The organism is Kitasatospora sp. NPDC032150 (assembly GCF_055579945.1).
Window position 1 is genome coordinate 1 of the sequence record NZ_JBVIMH010000018.1, and the last position, 20,661, is coordinate 20,661.

Annotated in this window: 17 protein-coding genes; 7 read left to right on the top strand and 10 right to left on the bottom strand. The window is 72.1% G+C overall.

The annotated features are described in order from the left end of the window. Positions 1–824: 824 nt before the first annotated feature. The 5 genes from ACZ5ON_RS21400 to ACZ5ON_RS21420 all read right to left on the bottom strand — a co-directional run bounded on the left by ACZ5ON_RS21400 (position 825) and on the right by ACZ5ON_RS21420 (position 4,878). Entirely contained in the window at positions 825–2,009 is a 1,185-nt protein-coding gene (locus tag ACZ5ON_RS21400) for a YVTN family beta-propeller repeat protein (RefSeq protein WP_465594831.1), read from the bottom strand. A 692-nt stretch (positions 2,010–2,701) separates the two neighbouring features. Further along, entirely contained in the window at positions 2,702–3,109 is a 408-nt protein-coding gene (locus tag ACZ5ON_RS21405; protein WP_465594834.1) for an NUDIX hydrolase, read from the bottom strand. Between the two features lie 5 nt (positions 3,110–3,114). Then, entirely contained in the window at positions 3,115–3,615 is a 501-nt protein-coding gene (locus ACZ5ON_RS21410) for a nucleoside deaminase (protein WP_465594837.1), read from the bottom strand. An 84-nt stretch (positions 3,616–3,699) separates the two neighbouring features. Next, the gene (gene cynS / locus ACZ5ON_RS21415; RefSeq protein WP_465594840.1) at positions 3,700–4,170 is read right to left on the bottom strand and encodes a cyanase; all 471 of its coding nucleotides are present in this window, start codon (positions 4,168–4,170) and stop codon (positions 3,700–3,702) included. A 117-nt stretch (positions 4,171–4,287) separates the two neighbouring features. Beyond that, positions 4,288–4,878 carry a carbonic anhydrase gene (locus ACZ5ON_RS21420; RefSeq protein ID WP_465594843.1) on the bottom strand — a complete coding sequence of 197 codons (591 nt, stop codon included), beginning with the start codon at positions 4,876–4,878 and terminating at the stop codon, positions 4,288–4,290. Between the two features lie 124 nt (positions 4,879–5,002). Here ACZ5ON_RS21420 and cynR point away from each other — a divergent pair, with 124 nt between their 5' ends. Beyond that, complete coding sequence (gene cynR, locus ACZ5ON_RS21425) at positions 5,003–5,965, top strand: transcriptional regulator CynR (RefSeq protein ID WP_465594847.1); 963 nt, start codon at positions 5,003–5,005, stop codon at positions 5,963–5,965. Beyond that, positions 5,962–6,096 (top strand): hypothetical protein, encoded by a 135-nt coding sequence (locus tag ACZ5ON_RS21430; protein ID WP_465594851.1) that lies wholly within the window; start codon positions 5,962–5,964, stop codon positions 6,094–6,096. Before cynR ends, ACZ5ON_RS21430 begins: the two co-directional genes overlap by 4 nt. A 256-nt stretch (positions 6,097–6,352) precedes the next feature. Here the strand turns inward: ACZ5ON_RS21430 and ACZ5ON_RS21435 are convergent, their stop codons facing one another. After that, positions 6,353–6,808 (bottom strand): hypothetical protein, encoded by a 456-nt coding sequence (locus tag ACZ5ON_RS21435; protein ID WP_465594854.1) that lies wholly within the window; start codon positions 6,806–6,808, stop codon positions 6,353–6,355. Between the two features lie 977 nt (positions 6,809–7,785). Here ACZ5ON_RS21435 and ACZ5ON_RS21440 point away from each other — a divergent pair. From ACZ5ON_RS21440 to ACZ5ON_RS21450, 3 genes are all read left to right on the top strand, one after another. Then, positions 7,786–8,283: a hypothetical protein gene (locus tag ACZ5ON_RS21440; protein WP_465594857.1), complete on the top strand. Its 498-nt coding sequence runs from the start codon at positions 7,786–7,788 to the stop codon at positions 8,281–8,283. A gap of 304 nt (positions 8,284–8,587) precedes the next feature. Then, complete coding sequence (locus tag ACZ5ON_RS21445; RefSeq protein WP_465594860.1) at positions 8,588–9,532, top strand: DUF5996 family protein; 945 nt, start codon at positions 8,588–8,590, stop codon at positions 9,530–9,532. Between the two features lie 100 nt (positions 9,533–9,632). Beyond that, on the top strand, positions 9,633–10,271 hold the full coding sequence (locus tag ACZ5ON_RS21450) for a class I SAM-dependent methyltransferase (protein WP_465594863.1): 639 nt from the start codon (positions 9,633–9,635) through the stop codon (positions 10,269–10,271). Between the two features lie 182 nt (positions 10,272–10,453). Here ACZ5ON_RS21450 and ACZ5ON_RS21455 read toward each other — a convergent pair whose 3' ends face one another. Then, positions 10,454–12,499, bottom strand: a complete 2,046-nt coding sequence (locus ACZ5ON_RS21455; protein WP_465594866.1) for a phosphocholine-specific phospholipase C — start codon at positions 12,497–12,499, stop codon at positions 10,454–10,456. A gap of 302 nt (positions 12,500–12,801) precedes the next feature. On the opposite strand from ACZ5ON_RS21455, the gene ACZ5ON_RS21460 reads away from it, so the two are divergent. Beyond that, positions 12,802–14,148, top strand: coding sequence for an alpha/beta hydrolase family protein (locus tag ACZ5ON_RS21460; RefSeq protein WP_465594869.1), 1,347 nt, complete (start codon positions 12,802–12,804; stop codon positions 14,146–14,148). Positions 14,149–14,317: 169 nt separating this feature from the next. Here ACZ5ON_RS21460 and ACZ5ON_RS21465 read toward each other — a convergent pair whose 3' ends face one another. Continuing rightward, positions 14,318–14,614, bottom strand: coding sequence for a hypothetical protein (locus tag ACZ5ON_RS21465; RefSeq protein WP_465594871.1), 297 nt, complete (start codon positions 14,612–14,614; stop codon positions 14,318–14,320). Between the two features lie 99 nt (positions 14,615–14,713). Next, entirely contained in the window at positions 14,714–16,114 is a 1,401-nt protein-coding gene (locus ACZ5ON_RS21470; protein WP_465594874.1) for a tryptophan 2,3-dioxygenase, read from the bottom strand. On the opposite strand from ACZ5ON_RS21470, the gene ACZ5ON_RS21475 reads away from it, so the two are divergent. Next, positions 16,113–17,660 carry a preATP grasp domain-containing protein gene (locus ACZ5ON_RS21475; protein WP_465594877.1) on the top strand — a complete coding sequence of 516 codons (1,548 nt, stop codon included), beginning with the start codon at positions 16,113–16,115 and terminating at the stop codon, positions 17,658–17,660. The two genes, ACZ5ON_RS21470 and ACZ5ON_RS21475, sit on opposite strands and share 2 nt — an antisense overlap. Here the strand turns inward: ACZ5ON_RS21475 and ACZ5ON_RS21480 are convergent. Continuing rightward, a complete protein-coding gene (locus ACZ5ON_RS21480) occupies positions 17,626–20,625 on the bottom strand; it encodes a helix-turn-helix transcriptional regulator (RefSeq protein ID WP_465594880.1) in 3,000 nt (999 codons plus the stop codon). The genes ACZ5ON_RS21475 and ACZ5ON_RS21480 overlap by 35 nt on opposite strands. Between the last annotated feature and the right edge of the window lie 36 nt (positions 20,626–20,661).

Here is a 20,661-nt window from a genome sequence, read left to right on the forward strand (position 1 = left end):
CACCAGTCGGCCCGGTCGCACCGGTCGGCCCGGTCACACCGGTCGGCCCGGTCGCACCGGTCGGCCCGGTCACACCAGCACCAGTCGGCCCGGTCACACCAGCACCAGTCGGCCCGGTCACACCAGCGCCGGTCGGCCCGGTCACACCAGCACCAGTCGGCCCGGTCGCACCGGTCGGCCCGGTCACACCGGTCGGCCCGGTCGCACCGGTCGGCCCGGTCACACCAGCACCAGTCGGCCCGGTCGCACCAGTCACACCAGTGGCCCCGGTCGCACCGGTCGCACCAGTCGGCCCGGTCACACCAGCACCAGTCGGCCCGGTGGCACCAGCCGCGCCAGCGGCCCCAGTCGGCCCAGTGGCCCCGGTCATACCAGTCGGCCCGGTCGGCCCGGTCGCACTGGTTGCACCAGTGGCACCAGTGGCACCAGTGGCCCCGGTCGCACCAGCGGCCCCGGTATCACCGGTCGCACCGGTCGGGCCGGTCGCACCAGCGGCCCCGGTATCACCGGTCGCACCGGTCGGGCCGGTCGCACCAGTCGGGCCAATGTGCTCACAGTGCGGCCGGTGACATCCATCGTGTGACGATGAGTCAATGCGCCGCATAGCGCCGGCTTCCGGGTCGACGACGCCGGTGAACAGCACGGCGATCAATGCCGCCGCGCTACCGACAGCCCGGTGCACACTGCGCCGGGGAAGAGGCCCCAGCGGGTGAAGTCTCATGGTGTTTGTCTCCTATGTTGTGGACAGGTGAACGGAAGGCACCTGGCCATACACGCGGATGGGAGCAGCGGCTGATGGTGTGTCCGGGGGATCCGTGCCCGTGTCACGGCGCGCATACCGCGTAAGGGGTGACGTTGGTGAAGTTGGTGCTCTGGTTGTCGGCGAGTACTTGCCAGCTGTTGCCGACCGGCCGACTGGTGACTTCCGTGGGCGGAACAGCGCCGCCACTCTGCTGGTATCCCCCACCGGTGATGACGCTGCCGCTCGGGCAGTTGGCCGTGGCCACCACCGGAACTCTGGCCACCGCCACCCCGATCGGGCCACTGCCGACGGGGACGGTGGCGACGACCGTGCTGCTGGACGCGTCGATCACCGACGTGGTGTTCGAGCCGCTGTTGGCGACGTAGACGCGGGTGCCGCCCGGGCTGACCGCCACCCCATCAGGATTGCTGCCGACGGGGATGGTGGTGGTGACCGTGTTGCTGGACGTGGCGATCACCGACACGGTGCCCGAGGTGTCGTTGGCGACGTAGGCGTTCGCGCCGTCCGGGCTGATCGCCACAGCGAACGGACCGGTGCCGACGCCGACGGTGGCGGTGACGGTGTTGGTGGTGGTGTCGATCACCGACACGTTGTTGGAGTTAACGTTGGCGACGTAGACGTGCAGGCTGTCCGGGGTGGCCGCCACACCGATCGGGTTGACGCCGACGGGGATGGTGGTGGTGACGGTGTTGGTGGCGGTGTCGATCACCGACACACTGTTCGACAGAATGTTGGTGACGTAGGCTTGCGTGCCGTCCGGGGTGATCGCGATGCCGGACGGGTCGGCTTGAACGGTGACGGTGGTGGTGACCGTGTTGGTGGCGGTGTCGATCACCGACACAGTGCCCGCGCCCGCGTTGGTGACGTAGGCGTGCAGACCGTCCGGAGTGATCGCCACACCTCTCGGCGTGTTGCCCACGGGGATGGTGGTGGTGACCGTGTTGGTGGCGGTGTCGATCACCGACACACTGTTCGAGCCTCCGCCTGAGTTGGCGACGTAGACGTGCAGACCGTCCGGGGTGACCGCGACACCATCCGGACCGCCACCGACGCCGACGGTGGCGATGACCGTGTTGGTGCCGCCATCGATCACTGACACGGTGTTATCGCCGAGGTTGGCGACGTAGACGAACGTTCCGCTCGCCGCGGCCGCAGGTCCCGCCGTGGCGAGCGGCATGCCCAGGACGCCCAGGGACACCGCCAGTGCCACCCGGACCCAGGCCTGTCTCCACCACACACCAAGCACGGGGGCCCTCCCGGGCCCCCACCGCACCCACAGCCTTCGGACCGACATACGCCCACCGAGCATGAAACCCTCCTCAAAGTTCAGGTCAGTTCAATCGCTCTGAACACGTTCCGGAGACGCGAGAAGCACCCACTGGTGATCTTGTTAATGGGTAATCACTTCACTTGACGTCAACAGCGTCCAGCAGGTCAACGAACACGCCGAGTTGACAAGACGTCACTTTTTGTGGATCGGTGGTCGGCTCGCGAGGAGACTTCGGAGCCGGAGGAGGTCCAAGCCGGGCCGGCGGTAGGCCGTGGAGGCGCCCAGGTCGCGCTGGAGCGCGGGCAGGGCAGCGTTCAGGGGCCCGCGCGGTGTTCGGTGAAGACGTGGGTGAGGATGGCCGTGGCCACGGGGCCTGGAGGGGGCTGAGGAGGCGCTGGCCGCCAGCGCGCGGCTGCTGTCCGCCGCCCGCTCGGTGCGGATGTCGTACGGGGTGCCCTCGCCGTCGTCGTTGCGGTTGGAGCCGCACGATGTCGAGCTGACGGCCGCTTTGGAGGTGGTCCGGGCGGATCTCGACGTCGCGCTGGCAGCGAACCGTGATCCGATCGGGCCCTCAACCAGCGGCGCGGTTCGGCCTCAGGATTGCCCCACCCGGCACGCGCCCCGCGAGGGGGTGGCACACCGGGTGGGAGCTGGGGCCGTTCGGTTGTTTACCAGCGCAGGAGCTGGCCGGTGGCGGCCAGGCGGTCGAGCACGTGGCGGCAGGTGGTGCTGGCGCGGAGGGCATCGCCATGGGTGAGGTGGGCGATCTCGGCGATCTCCCCGTGGGGTGCGGGGTGCCCGGTGGCTTCGGCGGTGAAGCAGACGGTGCGGACCACGGTGCCGTCGGGCTTGTCGTCCGGCCCGGCTTCCACGAGCAGCGTGGCTGTGGCGGTGGAGGCGTCCAGGGTGACGCCGAGTTCTTCGCGGATCTCCCGGACCAGGGCTTGGTGAAGGGTTTCGCCGGGTTCGGGTTTGCCGCCGGGCAGGTAGAACCGGTCGCGGCCGTGGGTTCGGGTGACGAGGAGCCGACCTTCATCGAGCCGGATCCACGCCACCTTTTCGATTACGTGGGTCACCTGGCTCAGGAAGCGGTGGGGGCGCCGGCCACGCGGCGGTCGCCGCCGTTGCGCTCCTGCCAGAACCGGTAGACCTCCACCGCGTCCTCGCGCGGCTCGTACCGCATCGGCAGGCGGCGCTGGTCCCAGTCCTTCGCGAACTCGCCATAGAAGGTGTCGAGTTCGAAGTACTTGCGGTCGTCGACGTAGTGCGGCTCGTAGGCGTCGCGTGTGGTGAGGAAGACGACCTCGTCCGGGGAGCAGTAGTACAGCGAGCCCAGGCACATGGGGCAGGGGTGGGCCAGGACGTAGATGGTGGTGCCGGTCAGGTGTTCGGTGCCCAGCTTCGTGCACGCCTCGCGGACGGCGAGGATCTCCGCGTGCGCGGTCGGGTCGCCGGTCTGGGCGACCTTGTTGGGGCTCTCGGCGAGGACCTTCCCGTCATTGACGATGACGGTCGCGAAGGGGCGGCCGCCGTCTGCGACGTTCTGGCGGGCGATGTCGATGGTGCGCTGGACGAAGTCCATGACGACCTCCTCGGAAAGCAGGGAGCGGGGTGAGGCGGTGGTGGGGCGGACCGGCTGCGGCCCGCCCCACCGGGGTGGCGTTCGTCAGAAGGGCTTGGTCGGCAGGTACTTGCCGTCCAGGGTGATGACGGCGCGCTCGCCGCCCTCGGGGTCGGCGACCTTCTTCACGTCGAGCTTGAAGTTGATCGCGGAGATGATGCCGTCACCGAACTGCTCGTGCACCAGGGCCTTGAGGGTGGTGCCGTAGACCTGGAGCATCTCGTAGAAGCGGTAGATGGTCGGGTCGGTGGGGATGCCGCCGGGGATCGAGCCCCGGGTGGGGATGGTCTGCAGCAGCATCGCCGCGTCATCGTCCAGGCCCAGCAGCTCGGCGACCGCCTTCGCGGAGCCCTCCGGCAGGGGGTGCTGGCCGAGGACGGCGGCGGTGGTGAAGGCGACCGACAGTCCTGAGGCGTCGGCGATCTGCTGCCAGGAGAGGTTCTTGCGCATCTTGGCCTCGACCGCGGCGGCGGCCAGGGCCTCGCGGGCGGCGGGGTCGAACTGGGCGTGCACCATGGGTGGATTCCTTTCACTGGGTGCCCGTCGCGCATCGTGCGCGAAGCGGGCGGGTTCAGGGGTGGTGGCGGTTGGTGGTCCCGGGTCGCGCCGGCAGGAGCGGCCCGGCGAGCCGGGTCAGGCCACGAGTGGGGCGGGGGAGCCGGTCGCCTGGACTTCCTCGACGCGGCCGGTGGCGATGTCGAAGACCCAGCCGCGCAGGGTGACCTCCTGCTCCGCCAGGGCGCGGGCGACCGAGGGGTGGGTGGCCAGGTTCGCCAGCTGGGCCAGCACGTTCTGCCGTACCAGCACATCCACCTCACCCCGCGCGGTGCGGGCCCGGGAGGCGTCCGCGTGCCGCAGCCAGTCGGCGACCGCCGGAGCGGCGGTGAGGTCGTGGCCCTGAGCGAGGGCGGTCATCGCACCGCAGGCCGAGTGCCCGCACACCACGACGTCCTTCACCCCCAGCACGGCGACGGCGTACTCGATGCTCGCCGCCACCCCGTCGGGCCCTGGAGCGTAGGCGGGCACCAGGTTGCCGGCGGTGCGGATGACGAACAGCTCACCCGGCTCGCTCCCCGTGATCAGCTCGGGGACGACGCGGGCATCGGAACAGCTGATGAACAGCGTGTGCGGCGTGTGGCTGCCGGCCAGGTGGGCGAACAGGTCTTCCTTGGTCGGGAAGACGTCCTGCTGGAAACGCGTGACACCCTCGGCGAGGTCTCGCATGGGTCACTCCCTTCGGTGGCTGCCGACCCGTCCGACCCGGCGAGATCCACCCTGCATGACCTCCACCTATAGCGTCCAATATCGATCATCCATAGAAATCATTGGTGTCATCTATAGTTCTGACATGGCCCTGGAACTGCGCCACCTGCGCTACCTGCTAGCCGTGGCCGAACACGGCAACTTCACCCGCGCCGCCGAAGACCTGCACATCTCCCAACCCACCCTGTCCCAGCAGATCAAGCAGATGGAGCGGACTCTGGGCATCCAACTGCTGGACCGCTCCGGCCGCACCGTGCGACTCACCGACGCCGGCGAGGCGTACGCACACCACGCGCGACGCGCGCTACAGGACCTCGCCACCGCCGAACGCGCCGTCCACGACGTGCAGAACCTCTCCCGCGGCCACCTGCGGCTCGCGGTCACCCCCACGTTCACCGCCTACCTCGTCGGCCCCCTCACCGCCGAACTCCACACCCGCCACCCGGGCATCACCCTGACCGTCCGGGAGATGACCCAGGAACTCATCGAGACCGGCCTGCTCGCCGACGACTTCGACCTCGGCATCGCCTTCACGGGCACCCACCAGCCCGGCATCACCGCCACCCCGCTGTTCACCGAAACCCTCAGCCTCGTCACCGGCCCCCATCACGCCGACGCCAGCCAAGACCAACCGCTTCCCGTGCAGGCTCTCGCCGAACGGCAACTCGCCCTGCTCACCGGCGACTTCGCCACCCGCAGCCATGTCGACGCCTACTTCGCTCGACACGGCGTCAGTCCGCGAATCCGAGTGGAAGCCAACTCGATTCAGACGCTCACCGAGATCGTCCGACGCACCCCGCTCGCCACCGTCCTGCCCGACGCCATCACCGACGATCACCCCCACCTCACTCCCGTCCCGGTCGACCCTGCCCTCCCCACCCGCACCGTCGCCCTCCTCCAGCGCGCCGACGCCTACCAAAGCGCCGCCACCCGCGCCTTCACCCGCCTCACCCACGACCTCGTGCACACGCGCGGCTATCCCCCGGCCTCCTGCCAGGAGTACCCCGGTGCTGCCCCGGCACGTACCCAGCGACATCAAAACTCGTGAACAAAGCCACCCACGAGGTGGTCAGCCGACTGCGAGCACGCATGTCCTGCGCTCAGCTCGCCCTGCGCGTCGCCGACCTCGAAGGCTCCATCGCCTTCCACTCCAAGCGCGTCCCACCCGGCCTCCGGTGATCGGCGCCGCTCTCTCTCCGGGGCCACCCAGGCGCGATGCGGAACCTCAGGCCCCGGCCGCGCCGCGGGGGCTCGGCAGTCCGCCGGCGCGACCCCCTGGTCGGCGGGACGGGAAACGGCCCGGGTTCCCGTCAGTGGGCACCCGCCGCAGCCCGCCAGGCAGGTGCCCACTGTGACCCCGCGGATGTCCACAAAGCCGGGAACGTCGGCCCGGCTCCGGCGGACCGGGAGCTGTCCCGCCCTCCGGGCGGCGCTGTCACCACTCGTCGTAGTCGCCGATCACCAGGAAGCTGCCCACGACGCCGTCGTCACCGAACAGGACTCCGTGGACGGTGCGGGTCACAACGCCATTGGTTTCGCCGTGGGGCCCCACGGTGGCGACCGGAGCGCCGTTGTCACAGGTGAAGCCGCGGAAGACTTCGACGGTCTTCCGGCTGTCATTGAAAATGCTGAAGCTGCTGGAGCCCAGTCCGCTGGCCGCAGTGATGCAGCCGTCAATGGAGGCGGAGTACACACGCTCGTTGAAGTAGATCCTCCCCTCTTCCCTGTGGCCGCGGCCGTGTCCACCGCCCTCCCGGTCGCGGCCCTCGTCCCTGTCGCCGCCTGCACGTCCACCGCCCTCGCGGTCGCGGCCCTCGTCCTTCTCTCCGCTTGCGCGTCCACTGCCCGAGACAGCCGCGGCAGGGGTGGCCGGCTGGACGGGCTGGGCCACTCGCTGGACGGGCTGAGCCACTCGCTGGACAGACGGGGACACCGGGGCGGATTCGGCGGTCGAGGCGTAGGTGATACCGGTGGCTGCAAGGACCGCCGCGCTTCCGGCAGCGGCCACAGTTAACGTACGCGTGCGCATGTCACTTCTCTCCGTCACATGGATGTCGGCCGGGCGACCGATCTTCGACGAACGTAACGACAGCCCTTATAGCTGTCATTTCGGACATGTCCGAGGTATGACACCAGGAGTCCAGCCAGGTGGAAGTGCGGCGCGCACCGCATACCGGGCACCCCACCGCCCCGGCCCGGTGGTACCGGTCAGCGCCCTGATCCTCAGCGAGGTCAGGGCGCTGACCGGTTCATGCGCTCTCTCCGGAGCGAATGGACCGGCCCGGTGGACACTGATGTCTCGGTGCGCTGTACAGGTGGCTCTGACCCCCGTGATGGACTCGGTCGCGCTGCGGGCAAACGTCAGTGCGGAAGGCGCGAGTTGATACCCGCGATCAGGCGCCGGGCCGCGAACGCGGTGACCGGGCTGGCGAGTTGGCAGAGAGGCTTGAGCGCGGGGACGGGTTCGCGGGCGAGGATCCACGTGAGGCGGGAGCCTCGGGGCGTGGGCTCGACGACGTAGTCTTCGGCACCAGAAGACGCCTCGCGACCCGCCACGAGGCACTGCGCACGAAGAACGGCCCTGGCCCGCTGCGCGGCCGGCAGGCGGCTCTCACCGGCGACCTCGGAGCCCGGCTTCCACGACGGCTGTCAGCCGTTCGTCGCAACAGCGGAGGTGGTCCGCGCCGACAGCCTCCATCGTTGAGTCGACTCGATACCGCGGTCCTGTTGCGACGCGCAGCCTCGGAGTCGGACACCGCACTGGCCTGCTGTAAGGAACGGCTGCGGAGAGCCGGTCGGTCCGACGACGCCGGGCTGCGAACGACCAGGGCGACCAGGGCGACCAGGGCGACCGCCCGGAGGATGATCGTGACAGTCAGTGAGGACGAGCTGCTCAGCGCCGATGACGAGCGGCTGGAAGCACTCTTCCGGGTGAGCATGCCTGGTGACATCCCCAACGGTCCGATGGAGGGCACCGCCCTCATCGGCGCGGGCACGGCCCTGACCCGGCCGATCGCCGCGTTGGTCCGTATGGGCGTGTGGCGGGGCAAGGTCTTCAATCGCGACGCGGGCTACCTGAGCAATCGGCTGTCCGCGCTGGACGTGCTGGCGATCCTCGCCACGGTGGCTCCGGGACCGAGTCTGCTGGACGACCAGGAGTGCATCGTCATCGACTACTCCAGGACGTCCCTCGTCGCGGGCGGCGTGCGTGACGAGATCCGCCAGGTGGGTCCGGACCTGTATCTGGGGATGACCTGGCTGTTCGGAACGAAGGTCGGCTGGTTCTCGCTGAGGGCGCCGCAGGCAGACGGCGGGCCGGGCGGGAAGCAGCGGAAGGAGACGCGTGGCCGGTCCCGGTCCACCTAGGGCCCGTCCGGCTCGCGGCGGCGTCGCGGCTCGCACTCGGCCCGGTGCCCCGCGATCGGCCCAGTGGAGGGCTCCCTTTCTTGCGGGGCCACAGGGGCGGCGCGAGGGTGGAGGAAGTCGTGTCCGTGCGGGTCCTTGGACGGGAGCACACCGATGCCCGCTGATCGTGTTTCCGGGATCGATCCGGCGTCGGCTCGCGGCAGGCGAAGGCGCCTGGAGCACCCGGGCAAGGGTCTTGGACGGTGGCTGCGCCTGCTGCCCGTGCGCCTGCGGACACATCGACTGCTGTGACCCGGAGGACCTGATGCAACTGTTCCCTCCCATGCCGCTGACCGAGTGGCGTGACACCAAGGAGACCATCCACCGTTTCGCCCAGATCGTCGGCAAGCTCCGCCTCGCGGCGAGCATGCGGCGCAACCACTGGTGGAACGTCCCCTTCCACCTCACCGGACGCGGTATCACGACCCGTCCGATGGGACAGGTGGACGGCAATCCGGTCTTCACCGTCGACTTCGACTTCGTCGATCACCAACTGGTGGTCACGACGCTGGCGGGTCGAACGGTCAGCTTCCCGCTGGCCGGCCAGTCGGTCGCCTCGTTCTACCGCCTGATCCAGGAGGCCCTGACCTCACTGAGCATCGACGCCGAGATCGCGATCCCCCATCCATTCGATCTGCCCGACGCCGCAAGGCCGTTCGCCGAGGACACCGAGCACGCCGGCTACGACCCCGTCTGGGCGAACCGCTACTGGCAGGTCCTCAGCCAAGTGGGTTCGGCCCTGGAGGAATTCGCCGCCGGCTTCTCGGGCAAAGTCAGCCCGGTCCACCACTTCTGGCACACCTTCGACATCGCGCACACCCGGTTCTCGGACCGGCACGTCGACCAGCCACCGCAGGTCGATCCGGTCACCCGGGAGGCCTACTCGCGCGAGGTCATCAGCTTCGGCTTCTGGTTCGGCGACGCCGGCTTCGGCGAACCCGCCTTCTACTCCTACACCGCGCCCGAGCCGGCGCACCTGGCCGACGAACCCCTGACACCCGCCACGGCCCGGTGGCTCCCCCGCGCCGGCAGCCATCTGGCGGTCCTGCGCTACGACGACGCCCGCAGTCAGAGTGATCCCAAGGCAGCCGTGCTCGCCTTCTACGAGAGCGCCTACCAGGCCGGCGCGCGCCTGGCCGGCTGGGACATCGCCGCCCTGGCCTGCCCGCACGGCATCACCGATCCCTGCCTGGTTGCCCGGCCGAAGTGAGCGGTCGCTGCGACGGGTAGCCGCGGCACGCGGAGGGGCGGACCGGCGTCCGGCCCGGGGCCTTTCACCGCTGAGTGACGGTCACCTAGGGTGGTCCCCCATGGCTGAACCCTCCTCCCACCTGACCGCGACGGCGAACGCCTACGACGCCGTCGCCGTCCGCTACGCCGACTTCGTCCGGAACGGGCTCGACCCGCTCCCGCTGGACCGCTCGATCCTCGCCGCGTTCGCCGAGGTCGTGAGCACTTCCGGTGCCCACCCGGTCGCCGAACTCGGCTGTGGCTCCGGTGTCGTGACGGCGCATCTGCGAGACCTGGGGCTGGACGTCTTCGGTGTCGACCTGTCGCCGGTGATGATCGGCCTTGCCCGCGAGGCCTACCCCGACCTGCGCTTCGAGGTCGGCTCGATGGACGCCCTGGAGGTGGCCGACGGCGAGCTGGGCGGCATCGTGTCCTGGTACTCGGTGATCCACACTCCGCCGCGGGACCTTCCCGCGTACTTCGCCGAGTTCAGCCGGGTGCTGGCGTCGGGCGGTCACCTTCTGCTCGCCTTCTTCGAGTCCGAGGGCGAACCTGCGGTGGAGTTCGACCACAAGGTGGCACCGGCCTACCGGTGGCCGGTCGACGGTCTCGCCGAGCTGGCCCGAGCGGCCGGCTTCGCCGAGGTCGGCCGGATGCTGCGCGAGCCGCGCGAGGAGGAGCGTTACCGTCGGGGCCATCTGCTGCTGCGCAGGCGGTAGTCGAGAGGCCGGCAGGCGCCGCATCCTCCGGTCCGGCCGCGGTGCCGGCCGGACCGGAGGCCGGTGGGCCCGGAGCGCGCCAACGCTCCGGGGCCACCGGGCCGCTCGCGTCCCGCCGGCGTCCGAAGCCGCTCGATCGCCTCACCGGGCTGCGGCTTCGGACGACGGCCCGAGAGCGCCGGTCAGTCGGCGACGATCGCCGGGTCGCTGGTGCTGGGCCGCCCGTTCTCGAGGTGTCCGGCCAGCCGGCGCAGGAAGGTCACGTCCTGGTCGGAGTGGACCGTGAGGTCGTACCAGCCGTGGCTGCGGCCGGAGTTGGCGGTGTGCACCGTGTGCGCGCCCGGGCGGAGCCGGTGCTCGGTCCGGCGGTCGCTGCCGTAGGCGTCCGTGACGGTGAGCCGTACCGTCGCCGGACCGTTGTTGGTGAGCACCAGCTGGAGCTGGCCGTCCCCGCCGCGCCGGGTGGTCAGTTCCACGCCCGCACTGCCGGCCTGGCCCTTGAACTGGCGCAGGAAGCCGTTCGGCCCGTGCACCGAATAGTCGTAGGCACCCTTGACGTCCCAGTCGCCGACGAGCCCCCGGCCGGCCTCGACGGTGTACGTCCAGGGGCCGTTGCCGTCGGTCGCCGAGGTCACGTGGAAGGTCGCGCCGGCGGCGCCGTGGCTGGCGAACTCGACGGACAGCCGGCCGGACCGGGCGACGGCGTCGGCGGTGAGGTCGTACGGCAGCGGGCGGGCCGGGCGCAGTCCGCGCTCCTGCTTGGGCAGCGCGGGGTGGGCCGGCGGGGTCGGGACGTAGTCCGGGTGGCGGCCACGGTCCGGCGGGAGGTAGCCGCCGGTGTCCGGCAGTTCCGGTACCCGGGCGTCGCCGTGGGAGAAGTCGAAGGCGGCGGTCAGGTCGCCGCAGACGGCCCGGCGCCAGGGCGAGATGTTCGGCTCGTGCACGCCGAAGCGCCGCTCGATGAACTGGATGATCGAGGTATGGTCGAAGGTCTGCGAGCAGACGAAGCCGCCCTTGCTCCAAGGTGAGACGACCAGCATCGGCACCCGCTGGCCCAGGCCGTACGGGCCGGTCATCAGCGTGCCGTCGGTCGCGTGGTAGATCTCGGTGGTGGTGTCGGCGGTGCTCTGCCCCTGTGCCGGGGAGGCGGCCGGGAACGGCGGGACGACGTGGTCGAAGAAGCCGTCGTTCTCGTCGTAAGTGATCAGCAGCGCGGTCTTGGCCCACACGTCGGGGTCGGCGGTGAGCGCGTCCAGCACCTGGGCGATGTACCAGGCGCCGTAGTTGACCGGCCAGTTGGGGTGCTCGGTGAACGCCTCGGGGGCGACGATCCAGGAGACCTGCGGAAGCCTGCCCGCCAGCACGTCGGCCTTGAGCTGGTCGAAGTAGCCCTCGCCCTTCCTGGCGTCGGTGCCGGTGCGGGCCTTGTCGTAGAGCGGGTCGCCGGGCTTGGCGTTGCGGTAGTTGTCGAAGTAGAGGAGGGCGTTGTCGCCGTAGTTGCCGCGGTAGGCGTCGTTGAGCCAGCCCCAGCTGCCGGCCGCGTCCAGGCCGTCGCCGATGTCCTGGTAGATCTTCCAGGAGACTCCGGCCTGCTCCAGCCGCTCGGGGTAGGTGGTCCAGCCGTAGCCGGCCTCGGCGTTGGTGATGACCGGGCCTCGACCCTTGCCGTCGTTGCCGACGTAGCCCGTCCACATGTAGTAGCGGTTCGGGTCGGTGGGGCCGAGCAGCGAGCAGTGGTAGGCGTCGCAGATGGTGAACGCGTCGGCCAGGGCGTAGTGGAAGGGGATGTCCTCCCGGGTCAGGTAGGCCATGGTGGTGGTGCCCTTGGCCGGGACCCACTTGTCGTACCGTCCCTGGTTCCAGGCGACGTGGCCGCTCTCCCAGTCGTGCGGCAGGTCCTGGAGGAACTGGAGGCCGAGGTTGTCGGCCTCCGGCCGGAACGGCAGCACGTCCTTGGTGCCGTCCGACTGGTACCAGACCGCCTTGCCGTTCGGCAGGTTCACCGGGCGCGGGTCGCCGAAGCCGCGCACACCGCGCAGGGTGCCGAAGTAGTGGTCGAAGGAACGATTCTCCTGCATCAGGACGACGATGTGCTCGACGTCCTTCAGGGTGCCGGTCCGACGGTTCGCCGGTATCTCGGCGGCGCGGGCGATGGTGCTCGACAGCGCTGACATCGCGGCGGTGCCGCCCGCCAGCTGCAGGAAACGTCGACGGTTGATCTCGGTCATGTGGGCCGGCCCTCCAGGGTCGTCCGAGGTGCTGGTGCTGCGGGGACAGTGTCATCAAGCGTTCGACAACATCCCACGGCGCCCGGGGGAAGCCAAGGGGAAGCCTGGGTTAAGACCGACCGGCCTCGGGCACGGGCAACTGCGGCCGGGGCCCCGGTTGCTGACGCGACGGGAGCGCGCCGTCCGGCAGCGGCCGCCGCGCACGGGATTCCGGCACCACCGCCGCCCTTCGGGATAACCCCACCCCATGACGGTGGCTGCCCGGGGCGACCTCAGGACGCCGGGCTCCTACCGTGGTTGCCATGAACTCGACGCTCGCGGAAGAGACCACTCGTACGCGCCAACGCCGTTACGGCCCGGGCAGGTTGGCGGCCCTGACGACCGCCTCCGCTCTCGCCGCCGGAGCCTTCGCCACCGGTGCCAGCTCGGCGGCGGCCGCACCCGAGGGCACCCCGACCCGCCTGGCCGCCCACCACCGGGGGCAGCTGGTGTCCCACAGCCACCTGCGCTCCCTGACGGCTCGGGAGACCGCCGCCGAGCTGACCGGCACCGGGTTCTCCGCCGACGCCGCCCGGTACGGGGTGGACACCTACCGGCTGGTGTACCGGACGGTCGACCCGCAGGGCCGCTCGACGACCGCGAGCGGGCTGCTCGTCCTGCCGCACGGCGGAGCGCGCACCCTGCGCACCGTGGTCTTCGAGCACGGCACCACCAGTTACCGGGGCGACGCGCCGTCGGAGCAGCAGCACGACTTCGCCACCTCACCCGAACTCAGCTACGGCGCGGCCGGGTTCGCCGCGGTGGCGCCCGACTACCTGGGGCTGGGCACCGGACCGGGGTTCCACCCGTACATGGACCTGCCCTCGGAGACCACGGCCTCGCTGGACATGCTCCGCGCCGCGAGCGACTTCGTGCGCGGCGGCGCCCGCACCGCCGCCGGCGGCCACTCCCGGCGGACACTGGACCGCGAGGTACTGGTCACCGGCTTCTCCCAGGGCGCCTCCGCCGCACTGGGACTGGCCGAGGCGCTGGACCGGGGTGCCGATCCGCGGTTCCGCCTCGGCGCCGTCGCCCCGGTCAGCGGCGCGTACGCCCTGCGGGACGTCGAGCTGCCAGCGCTGACCGGCGGCCGGATCACCGCGAAGATGGGTGTGCTGTACGCGGCGTACCTACTGGTGTCCTGGAACCGGCTGCACCACCTCTACGCCTCGCCCTCCGAGGTGTTCCGCCCGCCGTACACCGACTCGATCGAGCGGCTCTTCGACGGGAACCACACCGCTGAGCAGCTCATGGCGGGCACCCCCGGCACCCTCGACGCGCTCCTCACCCCACGGGGCCTGAACTTGCTGCGCCACCCGAACGGCCGGCTCCTCGCCGCCCTCCGGACCGCCGACAGCGTGTGCTCCGGCTGGTCGACGCACGCCCCGGTGCGCCTGTTCGCCACCCGCTCCGACACCGAGGCCACCGCCGCCAACACCGACCACTGCGCCGCGGCCCTCCACTCCGCCGGCGTGCCGGCCACCGTCACCGACCTGCCCGCCGCCCCCTACCAGAACTCCACCCACCTCGGGTCCAACGTGGTCGCCACGGCCGAGATCGTCCGCTGGTTCAGCTCGCTGCGGCCCGCCGCCGGGGCACCGGCCCCGTAGCCGGTGCCCCGGAGATCAGCCGGCGGCGCGGACGGCCGCGCCGAGGCGCCCGGCGGCTCGGCGCCCGCGAACGGTTCGAGAAGCATCACGGTGCCGTCCCATCGGCGGCCATGGACCGGACTCCTCTGCTGCCGGCGCCGCGAATTCCTCTGGCTGTGCCGCTCGCCTCCTACCACTTCTCGTCGCGGACGATGTCCAGGTTGACGAAGCGCGGCTCGCCGTCGCAGAGCCCGCGCATCTCCTCGGCGACGTGCTGGGTCTCCGGCAGGGCGCTGTTGGCCATGGCCTTCTCGTAGCTGGGGAACTCGACGATGTTGACGAAGTGCGACGGCTTGTCCCGGTCCTGGCCGAGCATCTCGTGGGTCGCGGTGCGCCTGCCCTCGGTGGCCTTCAGCCACTCGTCCAACAGATCGTCGACCCGGGCCTTCTGCGTGGTCTCGTACTCGATGAGCTGGAGGAACGTCATCGTGTTCACCTTCTCGGGTGTGCGGACGCCTTGTCTTCAGCTTCCCGCTACCGCCGGGCGGCCACCACCCCCCTGAGCACCGCTCCCGGCTGCCCGGGCCTAGCGGCGGCGGTCCGGCTCCCGGGACATGGGCAGGTACCGCTCGCCCAGGCGCCAGAACAGCCGGTTGCCGAGGCAGTCGTCCAGGTACGGGACCCCCGCCGTGTAGCCCGAGCCGGCCGCGTCGCCGATCATCCTGGCGGCGAGCGAGTGGTGCGTCGCCTTCCAGTGCTGGTGGCTGTGCTCCAGCCGGGCCAGCGCGGCATCGAGGGCAGACCACTGCTCCGCGGTGAAGGACTTCGACTCGCGGACCGCGAGATAGGCCAGCGAGATGCTGCCGGGGTCGGCGGCGGCCTGCTCGGCCACCGACGGCACGCTGCCGAAGGCGGGCGAGAGCCGGCGTTCCTCGCGCGGGCTGCCGCAGAGCCACTCGAACCGCTTGTACTGCTCGGACTGGATGGCACTCGATCCCTCGGTGTACTGCCTGAACCGCCGGAACCCGCCGATGTCCATCGTGGCCAGCAGGCTGAACAGCAGGCTCGCCCGGTCCAGTTGCTCGGCGGCCTCGGTCAGCGCCGCCACCGCACCGCCGGGCCGACGTCGGCCGAGCAGGTCGCGGGCCTGGCGGGCGCAGCCCACCAGAGCGGTGAACACCGTCTCGTAGCTCTGCAGGACCCGGAGGAAGAGGTACTCGTCGTGCAGCACGTAGACCGGCTGCATGCTGAGCGCGATCCGCCGGCCGACCACCGGATCCACCTGCGGTGCCAGCGAGTCGAGCACCTTCTCCAGCTCCGGCAGCTCCGGCCCCCGGGCGTGGCTGAGCCGGTCGACGTCCGGGGTCTCGCTCCCGGTCGGCGCGTAGCCGCTCAACAGCCGCAGGCCGTACCGCAGCCGCTTGTACCGGACCGTGGCGTCCGGGCGCCCCTGCGCCAGGGTGGCCGGACCGTCGCCGTCCGCGGCCAGTTCGTACCGCAGTGCGTCGGCGATGAGCAGGCCGACCAGCTCGGTGCCGGCGACCCGCGGCCGGGGTCCGTGGACCAAGTCCTCCAGCAGGGGCAGGCAGAGGTAACTGCGGTAGCCGTAGCGGCCGTCCTGCTTGTCGAGCGCACAGTCCAGGAAGGCCCGCAACACGGATCCCCCGCACGCATCGCCGGGCGCCGCGCCGCTCCGGCAGAGCACGCGGGCGCCCTCCAGCGCGGTGGCCAGCGGCCCCGGGAGGAAGTGCTTGCCCGTGATCTGGATCTCGCGCAGGACGGCGTCGAACGGGAACAGCTCGGGATCGCCGAGCCACCCGTTCACGGCGGTGAGGGCGCTGTCGGGCGGGGTGTCACGCATCATCGGCCCCAGACTGTCCGCAGCCCGGACGGCCGGCGCGGCGGACGGGTACGAAAGGGTGACGTCCCCCGCGCAGCCGGGTGGCCGACCGGGTGGCAGCCGTCCGCCGTGCTTGGCTGCGCGCATGCGCGACAGGGCAGGTGGCGACGGCGGGGACGGCACGACCGGCGGCGGCGAGGGCACGGGCGAGGAGAACCGGTGCGGCGGGGCTCCCGGAGGAGGAGGCCCAGGCCGCGGGCCGCTGCTGCTGTTCGCGAACTTCGTCTCCGACGTGGTCTGCGGCCGCCAGGCGGCCGACCTGAACCTGCACGGGATGGCGCAGTCCTCCCGGAAGGTCTGGCTGACGCGTCCCGGGGACGTCCTGGTGACGCAGTTCCCGGTGAGCCGGGACTTCCGGCGGTACGCCTGCGGCCTGCTCGGCACGGCACCCGAATCGGTCACCGTGATCAGCACCGACGCCGATCCGACGCTGCCGCTCGCCGAGGCGATCGACCGCACCCCGGGGCTCGGCGGCCGGCTGCGCGCCCTGGTCGCCGAGCGGCCCGGCATCGAACTGCTGCCCATCGTGCTGGACCGGTCGACGGTCCGGCTCGCCGCCGAGCTCGGCCTGCCGGTGTCCGGGTACGGGGACGGGTACCGTCGCCGGGCCCGCGGCGCCGTCCCGGGGGGCGAGGCCGCGGAGGCGGTGCCGGAGAGCGCGCTCGAGGCGGTGGACCGGCTCAACACCAAGAGCGGCTTCCGTCAGGCCGCGCGGAGCCTGGGCATCCGGGTGCCGGCGGGCCGCTCCTGCCGTGACTGGTCCGAGGTCGTCGCCGGCGTGCGCGCACTGCTCGACCGGTACCCCCGCGTGCTGGTGAAGCCCGCCAGGGCGGCCGGCGGAGACGGCCTGCGGATCCTCACCCGCGCGGACCTTCCACGACTGACCCGCCGCCACCAGCCCGGAGAGCAGCGGGCCGAGGGGTGGGTGGTCGAGGAGTACGTCCCCTTCGTCCGCGACGTCAGCGTGCAGATGGAGGTGGGCCCCACCGGCCCGACCGTCGTCTACACCGGCGAGATGCGCACCCGGGACTGCAGCTACCACGGATTCGCCTCGCCCCTGACCGAGCCGGGGCCCGGCCGCGAAGGCACCGTCGACGACGCTGCGGACTGCGACGGCGCGGACCGCGGCGCGCGGGCCGGCGGAGTTCGCCGGGAACTGGAGCGGGCCGGGATGGCCCTCGGCGGCTACCTGGCGGACCTCGACTACCGGGGCAGGTTCAGCATCGACGCCGGGGTGGCCGAGGACTCGGCGGTGTACGCGGTGGAGAGCAACGTCCGCCGTACCGCCACCACGACGAGGCAGGCCATGGTGCAACGGCTGGCCTCGGTGAGCGGCCGCTCCGAGCTCGCCTGGCTGACCGACACCAGGCCCGGCCCGCACCCCACGGATCTGGCGGCCGTCCAGGCACTGCTGCGGGACTGTGGCCTCGCCTACTCCCACGAGCGGGGTGAGGGCGTGGTGCTGTCCGTCGAATCCGTCTCCCCCGACGCCGGCTGGCACTACGCGGCCATCGCGGCCGACCCGAGGCGCGCGGCGGAACTCGAACACTCCCTGCAGACCGTGCTGGACGCAGCGCTCGACGGCCGTTCCGACCACCTCACGTCCCCGTCAGCACACCGTCCAGATCGCTGAGTTCGCCGCGCGAGGCGACCCCCAGCTTCGGGTAGGCCTTGTAGAGGTGGTGGCCGACCGTACGCGGGCTGAGGAACAGCTGCGCGGCTATGTCCCGGTTGGTGAGGCCCTGCGCCGCGAGCCGGACGATCTGCAGCTCCTGCGGGGTGAGGGCGGCGAGCGGACCGGCCGCCTGCCCCGCGGGGGCGGTGGAGCCGGTGGCGGTCAGCTCGGTGCGGGCCCGGTCCGCCCAGGGGGCGGCGCCGAGCTGTTCGAAGGACTCCAGCGCGGTGGTGAGCCAGGAGCGGGCCTCGGTCCGGCGCCGTTCCCGGCGCAGCCACTCACCGAACAGCAGCGCGGTCCGCGCCTGTTCGAAGGGGCGGTGGTCCCGCTGGTGCAGTTCGAGCGCGGACCGGTACGCCGACTCCGCCAACTCCGGGGGTGCGAGCAGCGCCTGACAGCGCAGCACCAGCGCCTGCGCCCAGGACCGGCCGGTGACCGCGGCCCACCGCGCGAAGCGCTCGTACGGCTCGGCCGCGCGCTCCGGCTCGCCCAGCCGGACCACCGCCTCGACGAGATCGGGCACCGCCCGGGTGGCGGAGACATGGTGCCGGAACCGGCCGCCGGCCAGCCGTTCCAGCCGGTCGGCGGCCAGCCCCGCCCGCCCCTGCCCGAGGTCGAGCAGCCCCGACGCCCACTGCGCCCACGGGTACCCGGCCGCCGGTGCGGAGCCCGGCCCGTCCAGCGCCGCCGCGGTCAGCTCCGTGCAGGGGCCGTCGGCACCGGCGAGCGCCGCCAGGTGGGCGAGCAGGCTCCTCAGCTGGCTCACCCACTGGCGCTGCCCGGTGTCGGCCGCCAGCGCCAGGCCCTCGGTCGCGGTGACCTCGGCATCGCGGTGGCGTCCGTGGAAGAGTTCGGCCTCGGCGAGGAAGTACAGCAGGGTCGGCAGCTGCCCGACCGCGCCCTCGGCCCGGGCCTCGGCCACCAGAGCGGCGGCGAGCCGGTAGGTCTCCTCGTCCCGTCCGAGGATCAGGGTGGCCCCGCAGACCTGCACCAGGTCCCTGACGGCGTCCGCGCCCGCCCGCCGGGCCGCCGCCACCGTCTCGTCCACCGGCGGCAGTTCCGGCGCCGGACCGCCGACCACCGGCAGCGCGGCGGCGAGCAGGTACCGGGCCGGCGGCCCGGCCGGATCCCCGCTCGGCAGCTCCAGCGCGGCCAACCGGTCCAGTACGGCGGCCAGTTGCTCCTCCCCCAGGTACCAGGCCGCGTGGAACGCCTGGAACAGCATCCGGGCGGCGTGCGTGGCCTCGATCTCGGACGTCGCGGCCGCCATCAGGAGCTCGTACGCGGCCGGGTAGGCGCCGCGCCAGAACTGCGCGGTCGCCCTGATGTGCTCCAGCAGCGCCACCGCGAGCGGCCGCCCCCGTCCGTCGAGGTGGGGCAGGCCGTCCGTACGGGCCAGTGCACGCTCGGCCAGTGCCGCCGCCCGGTCCAACTCGCCGGCGTCGGTGGCGGATTCGGCGGCCAGCACCAGCCGCCGGACGGCAGTGAACCGGTCGGGGGTCAACCGGGCGGCCCGCTCGTACGCCGAGGCCGCGCCGCTGGGACCGCCCCGGGCTCCGGCCCGCAGGGCCGTACGCTCCAACGCGTCGGCGAGGCCGGCGTCGGGCCCGGTCGCGGCGAGGGCTAGGTGCCAGGTACGGCGGTCGCCCTCGTCCAGCGCCTCGCCGATGGCCCGGTGCGCCGCCAACCGTTGGGTCAGCGGGGCTCGTTGCATGATCGCGGCACGGATCAGCGGGTGCCGGAACACCAGCCGCTCGTCGGCCGACAGCCTGAGCAGCCCCGGCCGCTCCGCCGGCGGCAGGCTCTCGGGGCCGGCGCCGAGAGCCGCCGCGGCGGACAGTACGACCCGCAGGTCCCCGGTCTCCTCTGCGGCGGCGACCAGCAGCAGGGTCTGGGTGGCGGCCGGAAGCCTGGACACCTGGCCGTGGAAGGCGAGTTGCAGGCGGCTCGTGAGCGGGACCGCGCCGACGGCACCGGACTGCTCGGCGGCGAGCGCGGCGGGCAGTTCGGTGAGCGCCAGCGGATTCCCCCGCGCCTCGGCGAGGACCCGCCGGTGGACGGCGGCGATCCTGGCGGCGTCCTGGGCGTCCCCGCTCCCTCCGTCCGAGTCCCGGCCCGGCGGCAGCGCGGCGAGCAGTGCGGACGCGGCGGCCGGGGACAGTGCCGCCAGCGGGAGTTCCGGCAACCCCGGCGCGGGAAAGGAGCCTTCACCGTCACGGGCGGCGAAGAGCAGCACCACGCCCTCGTTGCCGAGGCGCCGGGCGGCCAGCAGCAGCGCCTCCGCCGAGGCCCGGTCCAGCCACTGGGCATCGTCCACCAGGCACAACAGCGGCCCGTCGGTGGCGAGTTCGGCCAGCAGGGCGAGGGTGGCGAGCCCGGCGAGCAGCCGGTCGGCCGCCGGGGCGGCCGACCCGGACGAGGCTCCCGAGGGGTCCGCCGGTTGGTCGGTCAGCCCGAACGCCGCTTCCAGCGCCCGCCGTTGCGGGGCGGGCAGCGCGGCCAGCCGGTCGAGCCCCGGGGCCAGCAGCAGGCTGAGCCCGGCGAACGGCAGCTCCGCCTCGTACTCGACCCCGGTGGCCCGGACCACCCGGAACGGCGGCTGCCCGTTCGCCGTCGCCGGGCCGCCGGCCCCGAACTCGCCCTCGTACCAAGGGTCCGAGCTGGCCACCCATTTTCCGGCCACCCCTTTCCCCGCACCCCCGGGGCCCGGCACACCCGGCCCGGTGGCGCCTGCCGCGCCTCCGTCCGCCCCGCCGGGCCCCGGGCCCGCTCCCGCCAGCGCCACGCGCTCCGCGTGGTCCAGCAACGCGCTCTTCCCGATGCCCGGTTCGCCCCGCAGCACCAGGACCCCGCTGCGACCCGCCCTCGCCCCGTCGAGCAGCCGGCCGATGGCCGCCTGCTCCTCCGCCCTCCCGAACAACATGGCTTGCACCCTACCTACGCCGGTGCGGATACCGGC

Coding starts and splice junctions, on each gene's coding strand:
- cynR (WP_465594847.1), top strand. CDS start 5,003: ATGGCCCTGGAACTGCGCCACCTGCGCTACCTGCTAGCCGTGGCCGAA.
- ACZ5ON_RS21455 (WP_465594866.1), bottom strand. CDS start 12,499: ATGACCGAGATCAACCGTCGACGTTTCCTGCAGCTGGCGGGCGGCACC.
- ACZ5ON_RS21410 (WP_465594837.1), bottom strand. CDS start 3,615: ATGGACTTCGTCCAGCGCACCATCGACATCGCCCGCCAGAACGTCGCA.
- ACZ5ON_RS21465 (WP_465594871.1), bottom strand. CDS start 14,614: ATGACGTTCCTCCAGCTCATCGAGTACGAGACCACGCAGAAGGCCCGG.
- ACZ5ON_RS21445 (WP_465594860.1), top strand. CDS start 8,588: ATGCAACTGTTCCCTCCCATGCCGCTGACCGAGTGGCGTGACACCAAG.
- cynS (WP_465594840.1), bottom strand. CDS start 4,170: ATGGTGCACGCCCAGTTCGACCCCGCCGCCCGCGAGGCCCTGGCCGCC.
- ACZ5ON_RS21480 (WP_465594880.1), bottom strand. CDS start 20,625: ATGTTGTTCGGGAGGGCGGAGGAGCAGGCGGCCATCGGCCGGCTGCTC.
- ACZ5ON_RS21460 (WP_465594869.1), top strand. CDS start 12,802: ATGAACTCGACGCTCGCGGAAGAGACCACTCGTACGCGCCAACGCCGT.
- ACZ5ON_RS21420 (WP_465594843.1), bottom strand. CDS start 4,878: ATGCGAGACCTCGCCGAGGGTGTCACGCGTTTCCAGCAGGACGTCTTC.
- ACZ5ON_RS21475 (WP_465594877.1), top strand. CDS start 16,113: ATGCGCGACAGGGCAGGTGGCGACGGCGGGGACGGCACGACCGGCGGC.
- ACZ5ON_RS21470 (WP_465594874.1), bottom strand. CDS start 16,114: ATGCGCGCAGCCAAGCACGGCGGACGGCTGCCACCCGGTCGGCCACCC.
- ACZ5ON_RS21450 (WP_465594863.1), top strand. CDS start 9,633: ATGGCTGAACCCTCCTCCCACCTGACCGCGACGGCGAACGCCTACGAC.